The following is a 15,597-nucleotide window of genomic DNA, read 5'->3' on the forward strand; positions in this document are numbered from 1 at the left end:
TCCGGTCACGCCGAAACACCGTGACCGCAGGCCCGCTCGACGGTCGCCGCCAGATCGGCGAACGCCCCGGCCGCCGCCGTGTCGGGCGCGCTCGCCCCGACCGGGACGCCCGCCGCCTGCGCTCGCTGGACCGCCGCCGACTCCGGGACCCTCGTCACCGGTCCGCCGAGTTCGCGCGCCACGAGGTCCGTCGGCGTCTCGTCGCCGGCCCGGTTCACGACGATGGCCGCGAGCCCCGCGTCGAGTTCGCGAGCGAGCGCCCGCGCCCGGAGCGCGTCGCCCAGCGCCGGCGGCGCGGGTTCGGTCACGAGCACGCAGGCGTCTGCGACGAGCAGTCCGAGGCCCACGTCGCCGCACATCCCCGCCGGACAGTCAACGACGACGCGGCCGTACTCGTCCCTGACCCGCTCGACCGTCTCCACGAGCGCCGTCGGCTCGCAGGCCCGCGCGCCGGTGAGCGACCGCCCGCAGGGGAGGAGTGCCACCGCTCCCTCCTCTCGTACCGCCTCGGTCGGGTCGGCCCGCCCCGCGAGCACGTCGTGCAGGTCCGGTCCGCGGCCGGCGGGTAGGTCCGCCATCGCGAGGTCCGCGTCGACGACCACCGCGTCGAGTTCCGCGCCGAGGTTGTACGCGACCGTCGACTTGCCGACGCCGCCTTTCCCGCCGACGACAGCGAGGATCATCGCTCCCTGCGGTCGGCCCGCGCGAGGAGCGCGTCGACGCGCTCGCGGACCCGCCGTAACGCCCTCCGGTCCGTCTCGACGGCTCCCACGAGCGCCGAGTCCGGCCCCAGTGTCCGGTCGTCGCCCGGTTCGACACGTCGTCCCCCGTCGGCGGCTGCCAGTCTGGCGTCGACGTCCCGGAGCCAGGCGCGGACGGCCCCGGGGACGACGAGTCGCTCGGGTCCGCCGACCGTCTCACCCGCCGTAGTCGCCCATCCGGCCCCGTCCCCATCTCCGTCCCCGTCCCCATCTCCGGCCCCGATCCCGACATCGCCCCCGGCCACGGTCTCGTCGGTCCCGGGCGCCCCCGACACCTGGTGGTCACGTCGGGAACCACCGTCTCCGCCGTCGTTCGACTCGGGCTCGGTCGAGTCAGTCGACGCAGCCGGTCGCCGCTCGGGGTCCGCAGCGTCCGGGACCGGTACGGCGTCCCGTGGGACGGCAGGGTCACCGAGCGCGCGGACGACCCCTGACGGCGTCGATTCGACCGCGGGAACCTCCCCCCTTCGTTCCGTCGATCCACTGGCTCCGGCGGTCGCCTCGGCGGAACTCGCCGGCTCTGTCGACACGACGGCGGCGGGCGGTTCCGCTGGCGGTGCGGGGGTCGCGTACCCCACCGTCAGTCGACCGTCGCCGGGGACTCGCCCAGTGAACGCACCGTCGTCCCACCCCGCCGCCGGTTGCCCACGGCGCCGCGGCGGCCAGACCGGCCCGTCGAGGCGGTTCTCGACCCGCACTCTGGCCGGCCGGTCCGCGGCGACGACGAGACCGACGAGCGTCACCCCGTCGCTCCGTTCGAGACTCCAGTCGAGCGTGACCATGACGGGCGCTGGTCGCCCGTTCCGCCTTAAATTCGAGGGCCGACGACGGGCACGTCCCGCTCTCTCGCCCGCCGCTCAGACCCGTACGACCGGCGCGCCGAGCCACGTCGCGGCCGCCGTCGGCGTCTCGAAGCGGTCGCAGGCCACCACGACCGGTGCGCGGAGCGCGGCCACCCGCCCGACCGCGAGCGCCGCACAGACCCCGTCGGCGACCAGCGGGTCGTCCACCCGTCTCGCGGCGTCGCCGCTCGCCCCTTCGGCGGACTCACTCCGTTCGCCCGCCCGCTCGGGCCCGCCCGGCACCGCCGCGAGCGCGGCCTCGTACTCCTCGCGGATCCGGCCCACGAGGTGTGCGCGGGCGCGCCGTTCGAGGTTCGCTCGCCGGTCTTCGAGTCTCCGGCGGCGCTCGCGGGCGTCGCGGCTCTCGCGTGCCAGTCGCTCGGCCCGCTCCAGCGCCTCGCGGGCGGCCGCCCGTTCCGTCTCGCGCTCGGCGAGTTCGCGCGTCGCCTCGGCCAGATCGGCCTCCAGTTCGCTCACGTCTCGGTCGGCTTCTCGCCCGGCCTGAACCCGGCCGCGGAGCGCGGCGACCCGCTCGCGGATCCGCTCGACGGCGTCGTCGGTGCCCGCCAGCCGTTCCCGCGGCGCCTGCAGGTCAGGCGGCGCCGGCACCGTCAGGTCGGCGACCCGCTCCCGAACGTCCGCGAGTTCCTCGTCTTGCGGCGCCTCGCCGCCCCGTGACCGGGCCGCAGCGGCCAGCGCCGTCCGCACACGGACGTTCGTCGATGGCGTCACGAGTCCCACGTGCTCGTGGACCGGCCCCGGGGTCGGACAGTCGACCGCTATCGGTCGATTTCCACTCGCGGCCGCGTCCCGAGACGCCGCGCGGATAGCCGCGACCACCGTCTTCGGCCCGATGTCGTGCCCGCGGAGGTCGACGGTCCGCTCGCCGTCGCCGTCCTCATCGCCGTCGTCCCCCAGTTCGAGTCGCAGAACCCCCTCTTCGGTCATAGCTCGGTTTCGCGCATCTGTTCGGGGTCGGGATGGTCACGCTCGGCGGCGAACGCCGTGTACGGGAGCGCCCCCTCCTCGCGTTTCTCGTAAGCCGCGGCAGCCTCGCGGACGGACGCGTCGACGGCCTCGAACTCGTTGAACGGGCGGGTTCGCTCGATCTGCACGTCGCCGCCGTGTTTCTCCCGGAGCCGGAGCGCCTGGAACGCCGCGAACTCCGTCTCGGCCAGCAGGGCGACCCGTCCGAACCGCCGGACGACGACCTCCTCGTGCGTCCGGCAGACGTTCCTGAGCGTCCCCCGCGCCGCCCGCGAGTACGTCACCACCAGTAACACGAGCGGCGATTGTACCGCCACCCGACATAAATGTATTGGATAAACTGAACGAAACGATATCAGGACCCCTACTGAAGGAGGTGGCGCTTGCGAATCGTGGGCTCGCCGTCGCCGAAGTCGACGACGGCGTCGAACAGCGAGGCGATGCTGTCGACGGTCTTGCTGTCGTGGGCGGTCGGGTCGATGTGGAAGTGCGCCTTGGCGTCTGCGGCGTAGAGCTGGCCGGTGATCGCGTGCAGGAACTCGTAGGCCGTCTCCACCTCGACGTACTGGAGCATCGAGGTCAGCGAGTCGAAACACACCACCGGCGCGCCGTCCCACTGGGAGAGCAACTCCCCGATGGCGATGCCGAGCCCCGTCAGGTCGCTGGGGGTCGAGATGTGTTCGACGGTGACGCCGTCGGGCCGGGCGCCGGGCGATTCGCCGACGACGATAACCGCCGCGTTCCCCGGCTGGTCGTCGGTCGCCCCGAACCACTGGTCGACGCAGTCGGTCGCGTCCCCGCGGAAGGTCACCCAGAGTACGTTCGAACCCCCCGGAGCGTCGGGGATCAACAGGTCGGTACAGGCTTCGGCCTCGCCGCCGGTCATCGACGGAGCACACAGCAGCACGTTCCGGGCGTCGGCCAGTTCGGAGGTCAGATCAGTCATCCTCGTCGATCAGTTCTCCATATCTATCCGCGGCGCGACCAAAATCCTTCCGCTCCGACCGATTACGGCCCGCCGCCGTCGCGCTCTCGCCGCGCTACGCGCCGTCGAACCGCTCGACCGTGAACTCGCCCGGCCGCTCGACGAGTTCGCGAACCCGCTCGCGAGCGCCCTGGGCCGAGGCGGCGAGGACGACGACGCCGTCGACGGCGGCTGCGGTATCGCCGCCGTCGGCGTCTTCGCCTTCGCTCCCGCTTCCACTCCGTGCCCGGTAGGCCGACAGCTCCCCGTCGAACTCCGTCGCGTACGTCCGCAGCGTCCCCCGGACCTCCCGCTCCAGCCCCGCCAGGTCGATCTCGCCGTCCTCGAACTCGGCGAGCGCGTCCTCGACGTTGCGCAGGGCAGAGATCCGGTCCATCAGGTCGTTCGTAGGTGATCGGTCCGCGGCTCGTACACTTCGCCTTTCTGTTTGAGCTGTTCGATCTCGTGTTCGGCCTTGGACTGGTCCATCCCGACCTCTTCGGCTCGCTCGACGACCACGTCCACCGGCGCGCCGTCGTCGTACTCGTCCTCGAGCTCCTGAATGAGCGTCTTGAGGTTCTTGATCCGGTCGCGCTGGCTCTTGGTCGTCCCCGCCTCGATCATGTCGGCGTCGAGTTCGCCCGTCTCCGGGTCGACGCCCACGTCCTCCATACACGACCGGACGATGTCGATGACTCGCGACGCGTCCTCGGAGGTCACCTTGTCCGAGAGCCGCACTCGCGCCGACGCCTCCGCCAGCCGGACGATGGCCTCCAGTTTCCGCGCCGTCACCGGGACGGCGGCCTCCTCGTCGGCGCCCTGTGTCCGCAGGTCGACGTAGAAGTCCTCGATCTCCTGGCGCGCCTCCTCGGTCATCGTCGGGTAGCAACTGCGCTTCGCGTGGGCGATGTACTTGCGCAGGAGCTCCGGTTCGATGGTCGGCGCCACGTCGTCCGTGACGTTCTCGACCTCCTCGTCGCTGAAGTTCGACGTCCCGGACTCCACGCGGTGGGTGTGGAGCTCCCCCGCGTAGTTGGTCCGCAGGATGTGGTCCGCGAGGTTCCGGTCCTCGGCCTCGTTCGGCTGGTCCGTCACCGTGAAGATCAGGTCGAACCGGGAGATGAGAGCGGGTTCGAGGTCGATCTGCTCGCTGATGGGCTCGTACTGGTCGAAGCGACCGTACTTCGGGTTCGCCGCGCCGAGCAGCGAACAGCGGGACTTGAGCGTCGCGTTGATCCCCGCCTTCGAGACGCTGATCTCCTGCTGTTCCAGCGCCTGGTGCATCGCCGACCGGTCGTCGGCGGCCATCTTGTCGAGCTCGTCGACCGCGGCGATGCCCTGGTCGGCGAGGACGAGCGCGCCCGCTTCGAGCGTCCACTGCTGGCCGTCGCCGAAGTCGTCTCTGACGGCTGCCGCGGTGAGCCCGGCGGAGGACGACCCCTTCCCCGAGGTGTATACGGAGCGCGGAGCGATATTTTGGATGTATGATAACATCTGAGATTTTCCGGTTCCAGGGTCGCCTATCAGCAACATATGGAGGTCTCCACGTATACGAGATTCGTCAGGAAGGTGTTTGGTGACCCCCGAGAACAGCTGGAGGATCATCGAGAGCTTCTCGCGGTCGTAGCCGTAGATGGAGGGGGCGATGGCGCCGACCATCTTCTCGTAGATGCCGTCCTCGCTGGAGAGCTCGATGATCTCCGTCTTGTCCTCCTCGGTGATGTCCATCTCCTCGAACTGCTCGTCCTCGATCTCGACGGAGAAGCCGTCCATGTACACGTCGAACATGGGCGACTGGTCCTGGTCGCTGCCCTGCTGGTCGAGTTTGAGGACGCCGTCGACGCGGACGTGGTCGCCGGCGGTGACGTTGCCGGTGATGTCGTCCTCGATGTTCACGTCGATATTTTGAGGAGTCTCGCCGCCACGCAGGCCCTCGGGGGACTCCTGGACGCGGATCTTCTGGGCGTCGATGAACTCCGACTGGTCGAAGTTGACCCGGAAGGGGCCCTGCCGTTCACAGCCCTGGCACTCGTGGGGCTCCTGGAAGTCGCCGGACTGCTGCGGGATGCGGGTGAGCGTGCCACAGCGCTGGCACTCGAAGGCGGCCTGGGTGATCTTGGGCTTGACGTCGGTCGCCTTGCGGACGATGCCCTGCACGGAGATGAGTTGTCCGCGGTGGTCCGCGCGGATCTCGCGGATGTCCGTGGTCTCGGGGAGGTTGCGGACGCGGACGTGGGCCTGTCCGAGCTTCACGTCGACGGGGAGGTCGTAGAGCCGCAGCGCCTCCTCGGCGTAGTCGCGAAGCTCTTCGGGGTGGTTTTGCACGTCGTCGGCGAGGTCGGGGTCGAAGCGGTAGATGTCCTGCCAGTCGAGATACAGCGACTTCTGCTCGGTCGGATACTTCTGGGCGAGCTCGCCGATCTCGTTGCGGTAGTAGTCCCGATAGAGCTCCTCGAAGGAGTCTATCAGTTCGGTGTTCTCGGCGCGCGCCATTGGGTGACCCCAGCTTACCCCTCCCTCGGGTAAGAACCTTCGCAAACCGGGGTGAAAGTGAACGCACGCGCGACCCCGACTACCAGCTCACCTCGTAGGTACAGCGGTCGGCGCCCTCGGACCGGCACGCACCCACCTCGCAGACGCAGACGAAGCCGTCCGCGTGGGCGACCGCCGTCCCCTCGACGACCCCTCGGTCGAACGCACAGGCGTAGGGCGTGTGACACTCGATCCGACCGTCGGCGTCCCCGATCTGTCGGAACGAGTAGCCGCCCACGTCGCCCCCGCGGTGCTGGTCGCGACAGACCTCGTCGAGGGCCGTCAGCGCTTCGGGCACGTCTCCGGGTTCGGTCGGGAACGACACCGCTCGGGCGATGCGCTGACCGAGCGCGTGGACCGCGTGGTCGCCGACGAGGTCGTGGAGCGCGTCGATCGCGGCGACGAACGCGGAGAGGGGGTACCACTCGCCCGGTTCGGCCGTCGAGATGCCGCGCTCGTCGAGGATAGCCCGGGCCGCCGCCCGCGACTCGGTCGAGAACGTCTCCACGCCGGCGGCGACTGCCCCGACCACCTCACCGGTCACTTCCATCTCCGCGACCGGGTAGTCGCCGCGTGCGGAACTCATGAGGGGGTCTACGACCGCTCCAGAAAAGTACACACGGCCAAACCAGTTAGGACCGGCGGCCGTCTGCGCGTCCAGAACAGATGGAGAGATAGGGTACGGTCGCCCTTGCTGTCCGCCCCGTGGCCGAGCGCCAGTCGGCCATCTGTCGTTCGAAGGGGAACTGGCTTAGAATTCGGTCCTCAGTGCTGTGGGTGTTTATTCCGGGCGGTCTGCGGGATTTCTGTCGCTGTCGCTCACGGATCGGACGCGACAGAATGGGACCGCCCGGATTCGAACCGGGGTTATCGGCACCCAAGGCCGAAAGGATACCAAGCTACCCCACGGTCCCGCAAGAATCTATTGCGGAGGCACCGACGAAAGGGTTTCGTTGCGTCCCGAGGCCCGCGACGACTCCCGGGTCCGCTCACAGTCCCCAGAAGAAGGCGATTCCGAGAGTCGTGACGCCGGCGAAGATCAGCTGGAGGGGGCCGCCGACGCGGAGGTAGTCGGTGAAGCGGTAGCCGCCGGGACCGTACACGAAGAGGTTGGTCTGGTAGCCGACTGGAGTCATGAAGGCCGTCGAGGCGGCGAAGGTGACCGCGAGGATGAAGGCGAAGGTGTTGACGCCGAGCTGCTGGGCGGCCTCGACGGCGACGGGGATCATGAGCACGACGCTGGCGTTGTTGCTGATGATGTTCGTCAGGCCGGCGGTGACGAGGTACAGCATGGCGAGCACACCGAGCGGCGGGAGCAAGGAAGCGGACCCGACGACGAGATCGGCGACGAGATCCGCGCCGCCGGTGTTCTCCAGGGCGATCCCGAGCGGGATGACGCCGGCCAGGAGGAAGACGACGTCCCACTGGACGGCGTCGTAGATCTCGGTGGGTTTGAGACAGCCGGTGAGCACCATCGCGAGGGCGCCCGCGAGCGCGGCGACGACGATGGGGAGGAGGCCGACGGCCGCGGCGCCGACGACGACGCCGACGATGCCGATGGCGACGGGGATCTTCGACCGGCGGTAGTCCGGGCGGTCGATCTCCTGGGCGACGATGAAGTCGCGGCTGACGTTGAGTCGCTCGATGCTGTCGGGGGGCCCCTGGATCAGGAGCGTGTCGCCGACGCGCAGTCGGACGTGGTCCATGCGCTGGCGGAACAGCTCCTGGCCGCGCCGCAGGGCGAGGACGGTCGCGTCGTAGCGCTGGCGGAAGTTGGTCGTCCGGAGCGTCTCGCCGACGAGGTCCGACCCCGGCGCGATCACGACCTCGACGAGGTTGTCGCGCTCGTTGGCGACTTCGAGTTCGTCCTCGTCGACCTCGACCTCGGGGAGGAGATCCAATCCCTCGGCGTCGGAGAGCGCCACGAGCGTGTCGCGGTCGGTCCGCACCGCGAACACGTCGCCCGCCCGGATCGTCTTCGGGTCGAGCGGTCCGGTGAACGCCCGGTCGCCGCGGATCAACTGGACGAGGTCGATGTCGAAGTCGGTGTCGCGGAGCGCGTCCCGCACGGTCTCTCCGATCAGCGGCGAGTCCTCGCGGACGACGACTTCGGTGAGGTACTCGCCCATCTCGAACTCCGTAGTGAGGTCCCTGGCGACGGGGATGCGCTCGGGCGTGAGCCAGCGGCCGACCGTCAGCAGGTATATCGTCCCGACGATGGAGACGACGATACCCAGCTGGGTGAACTCGAACATCGTGAACGTGCGGCCGATGAGCCGGCCGGAGAGCTCGGAGGCGAGGATGTTCGTCGACGTGCCGATGAGCGTCAGCATGCCGCCGAACATCGACGCGTAGGAGAGGGGGATGAGGAGTTTCGACGGCGAGGTCTTGCCCTCGTGGGCGAGGTCGGTGACCATCGGCAGGAGGATGGCGACCGCGGCGGTGTTGTTGATGAAGCCCGAGATAGGGCTGACGAGGCCGATGATGGCGCCGAGCTGTCGCCCCTCGCTGTCGCGGGTGAAGCCGGCGATCTTCGAGCCGAGGATCTGGACGACGCCGGTCCGCTGGACGCCGTCCGAGAGGATGAACATCGCAAGCACCGTGAGCGTCGCCGAACTGGCGAACCCGGAGAGGCCGTTGTCGGTCATCGAAAGCCCCGCGGCCGGGTCCGAGAGCACGACGAGGCCGTCGGCGAGCAGGCCGAGATCCGCTGCGACCGCCGACAGCGGCTCCACGAGCAAGAGGGCGATCAGGATGCCGATAGCGGTGATGTCGACGGGGACCGGTTCGGTGGCGAAGAGGATCAGGGCGACGAGGATCACGAGGAAGACGAACGCAGTGGACGCGGTGATCCCGAATGGCACGTTCCAACCGGTGTGTGGGAGTCTGAAAAAGTGTGCGGTTGGTCGCGTGGTCTCCGGCCGTGTCGCCGGCGATTACCGCTCCTCGTCGCGCAACTCCATCGTCCCGACGATCTCGTAGGGGTCCTGTCCCTTGCGGATGCCGTCGAGGAGGAGGAAGGCGTCGTCGGGCGAGAGGAAGTGCGAGGTGACGGCTCGACCGAGCGGCGACGGTTCCAGCCCGTCGATGAACTCGTACTCGAGGAGTTTGCCCAGCGCGTGCTTCGTGGGCACCTCGCCGATCATCCGCTCGTTGAGCCGCTGGGCGTGCTTCCCGGCGACGGTGACGTTGGCGAGGGTCTCCTCGACGGCCGCGCCCTCGTCGTAGCGGGTGATAACCGGGTCCATCTCGCCTTTCAGGAGCTTGAACGCCACCTCGTCCTCGCTCATGTCCTGGCTGTTGTGGTAGTGGCCGTCGGGTTCGACGAGGACGTAGACGGTCCCCTTGTCGTGGTAGTCCGGGCGGCCGGCGCGGCCGAGCATCTGGTGGAACTCCTGAACGGTGAGCCACTCGATGCCCATCGCCAGCGAGTCGAAGACGACCTGCGACGCGGGGAAGTCGACCCCGGCCGCCAGCGCGGCGGTCGTGACCACGGCGGCCAGGTCCTGGTCGGCGAACATCCCCTCGACTTTCTTCCGGCGGCGGTGGTCGAGGCCGGCGTGGTAGGGCGCCGACTCGTACTCGAGTTTCCGGGAGATCTCGTGACAGCGCCGCCGCGAGTTGGTGAAGATGATCGTCTGCCCGCGATACCCCTTCGAGGACTTCGTGTCGAACGCCCTGCGGACGAGTTTGTTCTCGATCTGGGTCTTCTCGCGGGCGTCCGCGAACGTGACGTGGCGCTCGATGGGGACCGGTCGCTCCTCGAACTCGATGAGTTGCGCGCGGAGCTTCTTCGCGAGGTCGCTCGGGTTGCCGACGGTCGCGGAGAGGTAGATCCACTGGGTGCCGTGGGTGCTCCTGTTGTCCGCCAGTTCGCCACAGTAGTACTTCAGCCGGGAGATGAGGCCGTCGAGGCGGTGACCGCGCTCGTCCTCGCCGAGGGTGTGGACCTCGTCGATGACGACGGTCCCGATGTTCCCGAGGTCCTTGCCGGTGCGCAGGGCGTGGTCGATGCCCTCGTAGGTGCCGACGATCACGTCCGCGCCGGGGTCGAAGCGGCCGCCGCCGTCGTTGATGCGGCTCGCGCCCACGCGGAGGGACACGTCGACCATGTCGCCGTAGCGCTCCTCGAAGGACTCGTGTTTCTGGTTGGCGAGCGCGACGAGCGGGACGAGGAAGAGCATCTTCCCCTCCCCGTTGAGGACGCGGTCGAGCCCGGCCATCTCGCCGATGAGGGTCTTCCCCGTCGCGGTCGCGCTCACGACTAGCTGGTCCCGGCCCTCGGTCACGCCGTTCTCGACGGCGAGGCTCTGGACGGGCAGGAGCGTGTCGAACCGGCCTTCGATGTGGTCCTGGATGCCGGGGTGGAGGTCCAGCGAGTCCACACGAACTGGATCGACCTCGTCGACGGTCGCCGAGATCTCGTCGAACTTGGTGAGATCGGGGTCGAGGTCGCCCTTGAGGAGGTTCGAGACGCGTTTCAGGTCCTGCACCTCGGTCAGGAGGTCGTAGAGGCGGTCGCGCGCGCCGGCGGTGATCTCGCCCTTGTAGGCGAGTTCGCGGTCGAGTTCGGCCTTCGCGCAGTCCGGGCAGATGTGTTCGCCGTCGGCCTCGATGGCCGTCTCCGAGGTGATCGGCGAGTAGTGGCCCTCGCTGGCGCAGTAGCGGCAGGTCCTGACGGCTTTCCCCTCCAGCTGGTAGGCGTCGAGGAGCTCCTGGAGGCGTCGGCGGACGGCCGGCGAGGTCTGCTCGGAGATGCGGATCCGGGAGGCCGAGCGGGCGAGTTCGAGGAACAGGTCGGGCGGGCGGGGCTCCTCGCTGGAGCCGCGCTTCACGCGGAGCCGCGCCGGGCGCGGCCCGGCGTCGGTCTCCTTGAGTTCCAGAATCGCGTGGAGGCGACGCTCTCCGTCCTTGACGACGGCGACCCGCACGTCGTCGCCGTACTCGTGGAGGAACAGCGTCCCGACCTCGCCGACCTGCTGTGACACGTCTCTCCATCCGTTATCGAGGTATATCAGCGATTCGGACTGTCGTGCGGGTCGATACCGCGTGTCAGTGCCGCGCGGCGAGAGTCGGGCCGGTGAGCGACCCGCCACACTTTGGTCGCTGGCGGTCCCGCTTCGGGTATGGACATCGTCGTCACTGGCGGTCGCGGGGCGTCGGGGCGCTGGGTCGTCGACCGCCTCGCCGCCGACCACGCGGTCACCTGCCTCGACAGGAACCACCCCGGCCCGGAGGGCCATCCCGACGTCGACTATCGCGCGCTCGACCTGACCGACGCCGGGAGCGTCTTCGACGCGCTGACGGCGCTCGACCCGGACGCGGTGGTCCACTGGGCGGCCATCCCCGTCGCGGACACCCACCCCGGCGTGGACACCTACCGGAACAACACGTTCGCGGCCCACAGCGTCCTCACCGCCGCCGGGCGGATCGGTGCCCGGGTCGTCCAGGCCTCCTCGGACGGCGCCTACGGCTTCTTCTTCGCCGAACAGACGCCCGTCCCGGACGAACTCCCGATCACCGAATCCCACGCGCTCCGCCCGGAGGACGACTACGGTCTCTCGAAGGTCGTCGCCGAGGAGATCGGGCGGACCATCGCCCGCCGGGACGACGTGCCGGTGCTCTCCCTCCGGCCGTCGTGGATCCAGACGCCCGGCGAGTACCCCTGCCGCGATCCGGCGTACGTCGACGACCTGAGCGCCGGCGCCGGCAACTACTGGTCGTACGTGGACGCCCGCGACGTAGCCGACATGGTCGCCGCGGCGCTGACCGCCGACGTGTCCGGCCACGAGGCGTTCAATTGTGTCGGCCCGGACAACGCGCTCGGCCGGCCGCTGGCGGAGTTGCTGGAAGAACACTACGGCAGGGTTCCCGACGACTGCACGGTCTCGGGCGCCGCTGCCGCCTACTCGACGGCGAAGGCCGAGCGACTGCTCGACTGGCAGCCGACCCGGTCGTGGCGCGAGGCGGCCGACGCGGACGTGCCCGTCCCCAAGGTGTAAAACGGACCGCTCAGTCGTCGAGCGCCTCGGGTTCGTCGTGCTGGACGGACCAGCCCTGGTTGACACCGCACGCTTCGCGCTCGGTGTACTCGATCTCGGTGTCGAGACCGACGCGGGAGCCGCCCTCTACGGCTTCCACTACCATCGGCACGTCCATCTGACTGCCACAGCAGCCCACGTCGGTGAACTCGTCCCACTCGTCGCCGACCTCGGCGGTGTCGTGGACCTTGGTGAGGTACTTCTTGTAGTAGTCCGAGTCGATCCGCTTGCGCCCGTGTTTCCCGACGTCCGCCGGGAAGGAGAGCTCGATCCGCGTGGCGATGGAGTCGGACTGGCCGTCCGCCGGTTCCTGACTGCTCATGGGCGGTAGTTCGGGATCGATCGGTATGGTGTTTCCGGGGCTGTGCGTCGGCGGTGAGTCACGACCCGACTGAGGAGAAGAGACCGCTCCGCTCACTCCTCGTTGTCGACCAGTTCGATGGCGTCGTCGCCGGTGGGGACCGCACAGAGGAACGCGCCCTCGATCTCGCGCTCGTTGCGGTACCAGTGGACGGCGCCGGCGGGGATGTGGAGCGCGTCGCCGCCTTTCACGGTGTGTTCCTCGCCGTCGACGGCTTCGCCGTTGACTCGGGGCGTCTCCGACGCCTCGGCGTCGATCCCGACCACGTACTCCCCCGCCAGCACGTACTGCTCGTGTTCGATCTCGTTGGTGTGTTTCGGCACTTCGGTGCCGGGTGCGAGCGTGAACCGCCGGATCGCGAGGTTCTCGGCGCCGTGGTCCTCGCCGATGAGGACGGCTTTCGAGAGCCCGTCGGCGGCGTCGACGGACTCGTACTCGATGTCGGTGGCGCGACGAATCAGCGGCGTCTGCGGATCGCTGTCGCTCATGCGCCCGGCTACGGGTGGGGGAACAAAGACTGTGGCCCTGCGGGGGATCGGGCGACGTGGCGGTGACTGTCCGGCCGCTCAGACGCCGGCGCGGTCGAACACGCGCTCCAGCGACTGCGCCGTCTCCCGAGCGGCCGCCGCGTCGTCCATCGCGTCGAGTTCGTCGGAGAACGGCTCGGCCATCACGGGGCCGTCGTAGTCAATCGCGTCTAGGCGGCCGAGGAACGACTCGACGTCGATCACGCCCGTCGCGCCGGGCAGCGCGCGCTCGGTGTCGACGTACTCGTCGAGCGCGAGGCCCTCGGGCGCGTCGTTGACGTGGACGTCGACCACGTCGTCTGCGTCGAGCGATTCCAGCGCCGCGGCCGACGCGCCCGCGGTGTGCCAGTGCCAGCAGTCGAGCAGGAGGCCGGCGTTGTCGCCGACGGCGTCGCACAGGTCGAGCATCCCCTCGGCGGTCGAGACGAACTCGTACTCGTGGCCCTCGCGGAGTGTCTCGGGGCCGAGGAACTCCAGTCCGAGGTCGATGCCGTGGTCGGCCACCACGTCGGCGACGGGGGCGAGGCGGTCGCGGTGGAACGCGACGTTCTCCTCGAAGGGGCGCTCGTCGCTGAAGGACATGATGTAGGTCGACATCCGGGTACAGCCGACGGCCGCGGCCGCCTCGGCGACCGCGGGGAGCGCCGCGAGGTCCGCCTCGTAGGCGTCGGCGTCGCCGGTCACGTCCACGGGCAGGTTCGCGCTCCCCGGCCGGAGGTCGTGTTCGTCGAGCACCGCGCGGTACGTCTCGGGGCGGCTGTCGTCGAGGAACGACAGGTCGGTCTGGATCCCGTCGAAGCCGACTTCGGCCGCGAGCGCGGCCGCGTCCGGGAACGGCAGGTCGACGCCGACCGCGGCGGGCCCGAAACTGGTGTACATGGTCCGGAGTCGTCGGCCGCACGGCTTATAGCCTCGGCAGGGAGCGAATCTCGCTCGTGTCCGGGCGACGGGACACGCGCTACGAGGGGGTTCCGCTGGCGACGGGACACGCGCTTAAGACCGTCCCCGCCCTACTCTGGGGTATGCGACGATTCCGTATCGGGAGCGCGTTCGGGATCCCGATAGACCTCGATCTCACCTTCCTGCTGGTCCTGCCGCTGTTCGCCTGGGCTATCGGGTCGCAGATCGGCCGGTACGTCGGGTTCGTCAACGACCTCTTCGGGTCGTCTATCGCCGTCGACCTGCTCACCAGTTCGACCGAGCTATCGCTGGCGCTGGGGCTGGTCGCCGCGCTCGGCCTGTTCGTCGGGGTGGTCCTCCACGAGCTGGGCCACTCGCTGGTCGCGATGCGCTACGGCTTCCCGATCGGGTCGATCACGCTGTGGATCTTCGGCGGCATCGCCCAGATGGAGGAGGTCCCCGAGGACTGGCGTCAGGAACTCGCCATCGCCATCGCCGGGCCGGTCGTCAGCGTCGCCCTCGGCGTCCTCTCCTACGCGGCCTTCCTCGCGGTGCCCGCGGGGGACTCCCTGGCCGTCGCCGCCACGCAGTTCGTCCTGGGCTACCTCGCGCTCATGAACGTCGTCCTCGCGGGGTTCAACATGCTCCCGGGCTTCCCGATGGACGGCGGGCGCGTCCTCCGGGCGCTGCTCAACCGCACCCGGCCCTACGCGCGAGCGACCGAGATCGCCGCCGAAGTCGGCAAGATGTTCGCCGTCGTCCTCGGCCTGTTCGGCCTGTTCGGCGGCGGCGGGCTCTTCCTCGTCGCCATCGCCTTCTTCATCTACATCGGCGCGGCGACCGAGGCCCAGCAGACGGTGATGCGGGCGGCCTTCGAGGGCGTGACCGTCCGCGACGTGATGACGCCGGCCGACCGCGTGACCACCGTCGATGCCGACCAGTCGGTCACGGCGCTGATCGAGACGATGTTCCGCGAGCGCCACACGGGCTACCCGGTCGAGCGCGACGGCGAGATCGTCGGGCTCGTGACGCTGGAGGACGCGCGCGCCGTCCGCGAGGTCGAGCGCGACGCCTACCGGGTCGAGGAGATCATGTCGACCGAACTCTACACTGTCGCGCCCGACGCGGACGTGATGACGGCGCTGGAGGAACTCGACTCCCAGTCCGTCGGCCGGTTGCTCGTCATGGACGGCGAGGAGTTCGTCGGTCTCGTCACCCGGACGGACATCATGACCGCGCTCTCGATCATCAAGTCGGGCGGTCGCTACCAGTCCGAACCGGCCGAGGAGAGCGGCCCCGACGTGTTCCGCCCGGAGGAGTCTCGCCAGCCCTGAGCGACCCGGCGGGTCGCGGGGCCGGGGCGCTCACTTAAGGAGGCCAGATGTGAACGAGTGGAGGAATGTGTATCGCCTCCGACAACGCAGTATGGACTCCCCGTCGGTCGACGGTGTCGCTCACCACCCGGCGACCGGCGGAGCGGCCGACCCGTCGCGTTCGCGGCGGCGCACACGGTGTGCGACCTGCGGGACGGGAATCGCCCTGGGGGTCTGGCACTCGGCCGCGGCCCCGCCGGACGGCGACCGTGTCTATCCGTTCTGTCGCACGGCCTGTCGGACGGCGTGGCTCGCCGCGCGCGACGGTCCCGGCGACTCACCGTGAGCACTGGTGGCACGCTCCCGCTC

At 69.5% G+C, this 15,597-nt stretch carries 16 protein-coding genes and 1 tRNA gene; 3 read left to right on the top strand and 14 right to left on the bottom strand.

Annotation, left to right across the window (positions count from 1 at the left end):
* Window positions 1–5: 5 nt before the first annotated feature.
* From D1409_RS06745 to D1409_RS06795, 11 genes are all read right to left on the bottom strand, one after another.
* Window positions 6–683, bottom strand: a complete 678-nt coding sequence (locus tag D1409_RS06745; protein WP_123535378.1) for a MinD/ParA family ATP-binding protein — start codon at window positions 681–683, stop codon at window positions 6–8.
* Window positions 680–1,543 (bottom strand): DUF7857 domain-containing protein, encoded by an 864-nt coding sequence (locus D1409_RS06750; protein WP_123535380.1) that lies wholly within the window; start codon window positions 1,541–1,543, stop codon window positions 680–682. Before D1409_RS06750 ends, D1409_RS06745 begins: the two co-directional genes overlap by 4 nt.
* A 75-nt stretch (window positions 1,544–1,618) precedes the next feature.
* On the bottom strand, window positions 1,619–2,551 hold the full coding sequence (locus D1409_RS06755; RefSeq protein WP_123535382.1) for a DUF7856 family protein: 933 nt from the start codon (window positions 2,549–2,551) through the stop codon (window positions 1,619–1,621).
* Window positions 2,548–2,886 (bottom strand): DUF7855 family protein, encoded by a 339-nt coding sequence (locus D1409_RS06760; protein ID WP_123535384.1) that lies wholly within the window; start codon window positions 2,884–2,886, stop codon window positions 2,548–2,550. The genes D1409_RS06755 and D1409_RS06760 overlap by 4 nt, the downstream gene beginning before the upstream one ends.
* A gap of 68 nt (window positions 2,887–2,954) precedes the next feature.
* Window positions 2,955–3,536 (bottom strand): DUF7504 family protein, encoded by a 582-nt coding sequence (locus D1409_RS06765; RefSeq protein WP_123535386.1) that lies wholly within the window; start codon window positions 3,534–3,536, stop codon window positions 2,955–2,957.
* A 94-nt stretch (window positions 3,537–3,630) separates the two neighbouring features.
* A complete protein-coding gene (locus D1409_RS06770) occupies window positions 3,631–3,951 on the bottom strand; it encodes a DUF7854 family protein (protein ID WP_123535388.1) in 321 nt (106 codons plus the stop codon).
* Complete coding sequence (locus D1409_RS06775) at window positions 3,951–6,047, bottom strand: minichromosome maintenance protein MCM (protein WP_123535390.1); 2,097 nt, start codon at window positions 6,045–6,047, stop codon at window positions 3,951–3,953. The genes D1409_RS06770 and D1409_RS06775 overlap by 1 nt, the downstream gene beginning before the upstream one ends.
* Window positions 6,048–6,126: 79 nt before the next feature.
* A complete protein-coding gene (locus D1409_RS06780; protein WP_123535392.1) occupies window positions 6,127–6,672 on the bottom strand; it encodes a hypothetical protein in 546 nt (181 codons plus the stop codon).
* Between the two features lie 255 nt (window positions 6,673–6,927).
* A tRNA-Pro gene (locus D1409_RS06785) sits at window positions 6,928–7,000 on the bottom strand.
* A gap of 75 nt (window positions 7,001–7,075) precedes the next feature.
* Window positions 7,076–8,950, bottom strand: a complete 1,875-nt coding sequence (locus D1409_RS06790; RefSeq protein WP_123535394.1) for an SLC13 family permease — start codon at window positions 8,948–8,950, stop codon at window positions 7,076–7,078.
* Window positions 8,951–9,022: 72 nt separating this feature from the next.
* The gene (locus D1409_RS06795) at window positions 9,023–11,074 is read right to left on the bottom strand and encodes a DEAD/DEAH box helicase (RefSeq protein WP_123535396.1); all 2,052 of its coding nucleotides are present in this window, start codon (window positions 11,072–11,074) and stop codon (window positions 9,023–9,025) included.
* Between the two features lie 138 nt (window positions 11,075–11,212).
* On the opposite strand from D1409_RS06795, the gene D1409_RS06800 reads away from it, so the two are divergent.
* Entirely contained in the window at window positions 11,213–12,088 is an 876-nt protein-coding gene (locus D1409_RS06800) for an NAD-dependent epimerase/dehydratase family protein (RefSeq protein ID WP_123535398.1), read from the top strand.
* Between the two features lie 10 nt (window positions 12,089–12,098).
* Here D1409_RS06800 and D1409_RS06805 read toward each other — a convergent pair whose 3' ends face one another.
* The 3 genes from D1409_RS06805 to D1409_RS06815 form a co-directional block, all read right to left on the bottom strand.
* The gene (locus D1409_RS06805; protein ID WP_123535400.1) at window positions 12,099–12,449 is read right to left on the bottom strand and encodes a hypothetical protein; all 351 of its coding nucleotides are present in this window, start codon (window positions 12,447–12,449) and stop codon (window positions 12,099–12,101) included.
* A 92-nt stretch (window positions 12,450–12,541) separates the two neighbouring features.
* On the bottom strand, window positions 12,542–12,976 hold the full coding sequence (locus D1409_RS06810) for a cupin domain-containing protein (protein WP_123535402.1): 435 nt from the start codon (window positions 12,974–12,976) through the stop codon (window positions 12,542–12,544).
* Between the two features lie 78 nt (window positions 12,977–13,054).
* Complete coding sequence (locus D1409_RS06815) at window positions 13,055–13,894, bottom strand: sugar phosphate isomerase/epimerase family protein (RefSeq protein ID WP_123535404.1); 840 nt, start codon at window positions 13,892–13,894, stop codon at window positions 13,055–13,057.
* Window positions 13,895–14,037: 143 nt separating this feature from the next.
* Between D1409_RS06815 and D1409_RS06820 the strand changes: the two genes are divergently transcribed.
* Together D1409_RS06820 and D1409_RS25810 are read left to right on the top strand one after the other, a co-directional pair.
* Complete coding sequence (locus D1409_RS06820) at window positions 14,038–15,249, top strand: site-2 protease family protein (RefSeq protein WP_123535406.1); 1,212 nt, start codon at window positions 14,038–14,040, stop codon at window positions 15,247–15,249.
* A gap of 91 nt (window positions 15,250–15,340) precedes the next feature.
* Window positions 15,341–15,574 (top strand): DUF7576 family protein, encoded by a 234-nt coding sequence (locus D1409_RS25810; RefSeq protein ID WP_123535408.1) that lies wholly within the window; start codon window positions 15,341–15,343, stop codon window positions 15,572–15,574.
* Window positions 15,575–15,597 lie beyond the last annotated feature (23 nt).

The organism is Halosimplex salinum (assembly GCF_003730195.1).
Lineage (GTDB): Archaea > Halobacteriota > Halobacteria > Halobacteriales > Haloarculaceae > Halosimplex > Halosimplex salinum.

Excerpts from the sequence above, each read along its gene's own strand:
- D1409_RS06745 (WP_123535378.1), bottom strand. The coding sequence starts at position 683 with ATGATCCTCGCTGTCGTCGGCGGGAAAGGCGGCGTCGGCAAGTCGACG.
- D1409_RS06750 (WP_123535380.1), bottom strand. The coding sequence starts at position 1,543 with ATGGTCACGCTCGACTGGAGTCTCGAACGGAGCGACGGGGTGACGCTC.
- D1409_RS06755 (WP_123535382.1), bottom strand. The coding sequence starts at position 2,551 with ATGACCGAAGAGGGGGTTCTGCGACTCGAACTGGGGGACGACGGCGAT.
- D1409_RS06765 (WP_123535386.1), bottom strand. The coding sequence starts at position 3,536 with ATGACTGATCTGACCTCCGAACTGGCCGACGCCCGGAACGTGCTGCTG.
- D1409_RS06770 (WP_123535388.1), bottom strand. The coding sequence starts at position 3,951 with ATGGACCGGATCTCTGCCCTGCGCAACGTCGAGGACGCGCTCGCCGAG.
- D1409_RS06775 (WP_123535390.1), bottom strand. The coding sequence starts at position 6,047 with ATGGCGCGCGCCGAGAACACCGAACTGATAGACTCCTTCGAGGAGCTC.
- D1409_RS06780 (WP_123535392.1), bottom strand. The coding sequence starts at position 6,672 with ATGAGTTCCGCACGCGGCGACTACCCGGTCGCGGAGATGGAAGTGACC.
- D1409_RS06800 (WP_123535398.1), top strand. The coding sequence starts at position 11,213 with ATGGACATCGTCGTCACTGGCGGTCGCGGGGCGTCGGGGCGCTGGGTC.
- D1409_RS06805 (WP_123535400.1), bottom strand. The coding sequence starts at position 12,449 with ATGAGCAGTCAGGAACCGGCGGACGGCCAGTCCGACTCCATCGCCACG.
- D1409_RS06810 (WP_123535402.1), bottom strand. The coding sequence starts at position 12,976 with ATGAGCGACAGCGATCCGCAGACGCCGCTGATTCGTCGCGCCACCGAC.
- D1409_RS06815 (WP_123535404.1), bottom strand. The coding sequence starts at position 13,894 with ATGTACACCAGTTTCGGGCCCGCCGCGGTCGGCGTCGACCTGCCGTTC.
- D1409_RS06820 (WP_123535406.1), top strand. The coding sequence starts at position 14,038 with ATGCGACGATTCCGTATCGGGAGCGCGTTCGGGATCCCGATAGACCTC.
- D1409_RS25810 (WP_123535408.1), top strand. The coding sequence starts at position 15,341 with ATGGACTCCCCGTCGGTCGACGGTGTCGCTCACCACCCGGCGACCGGC.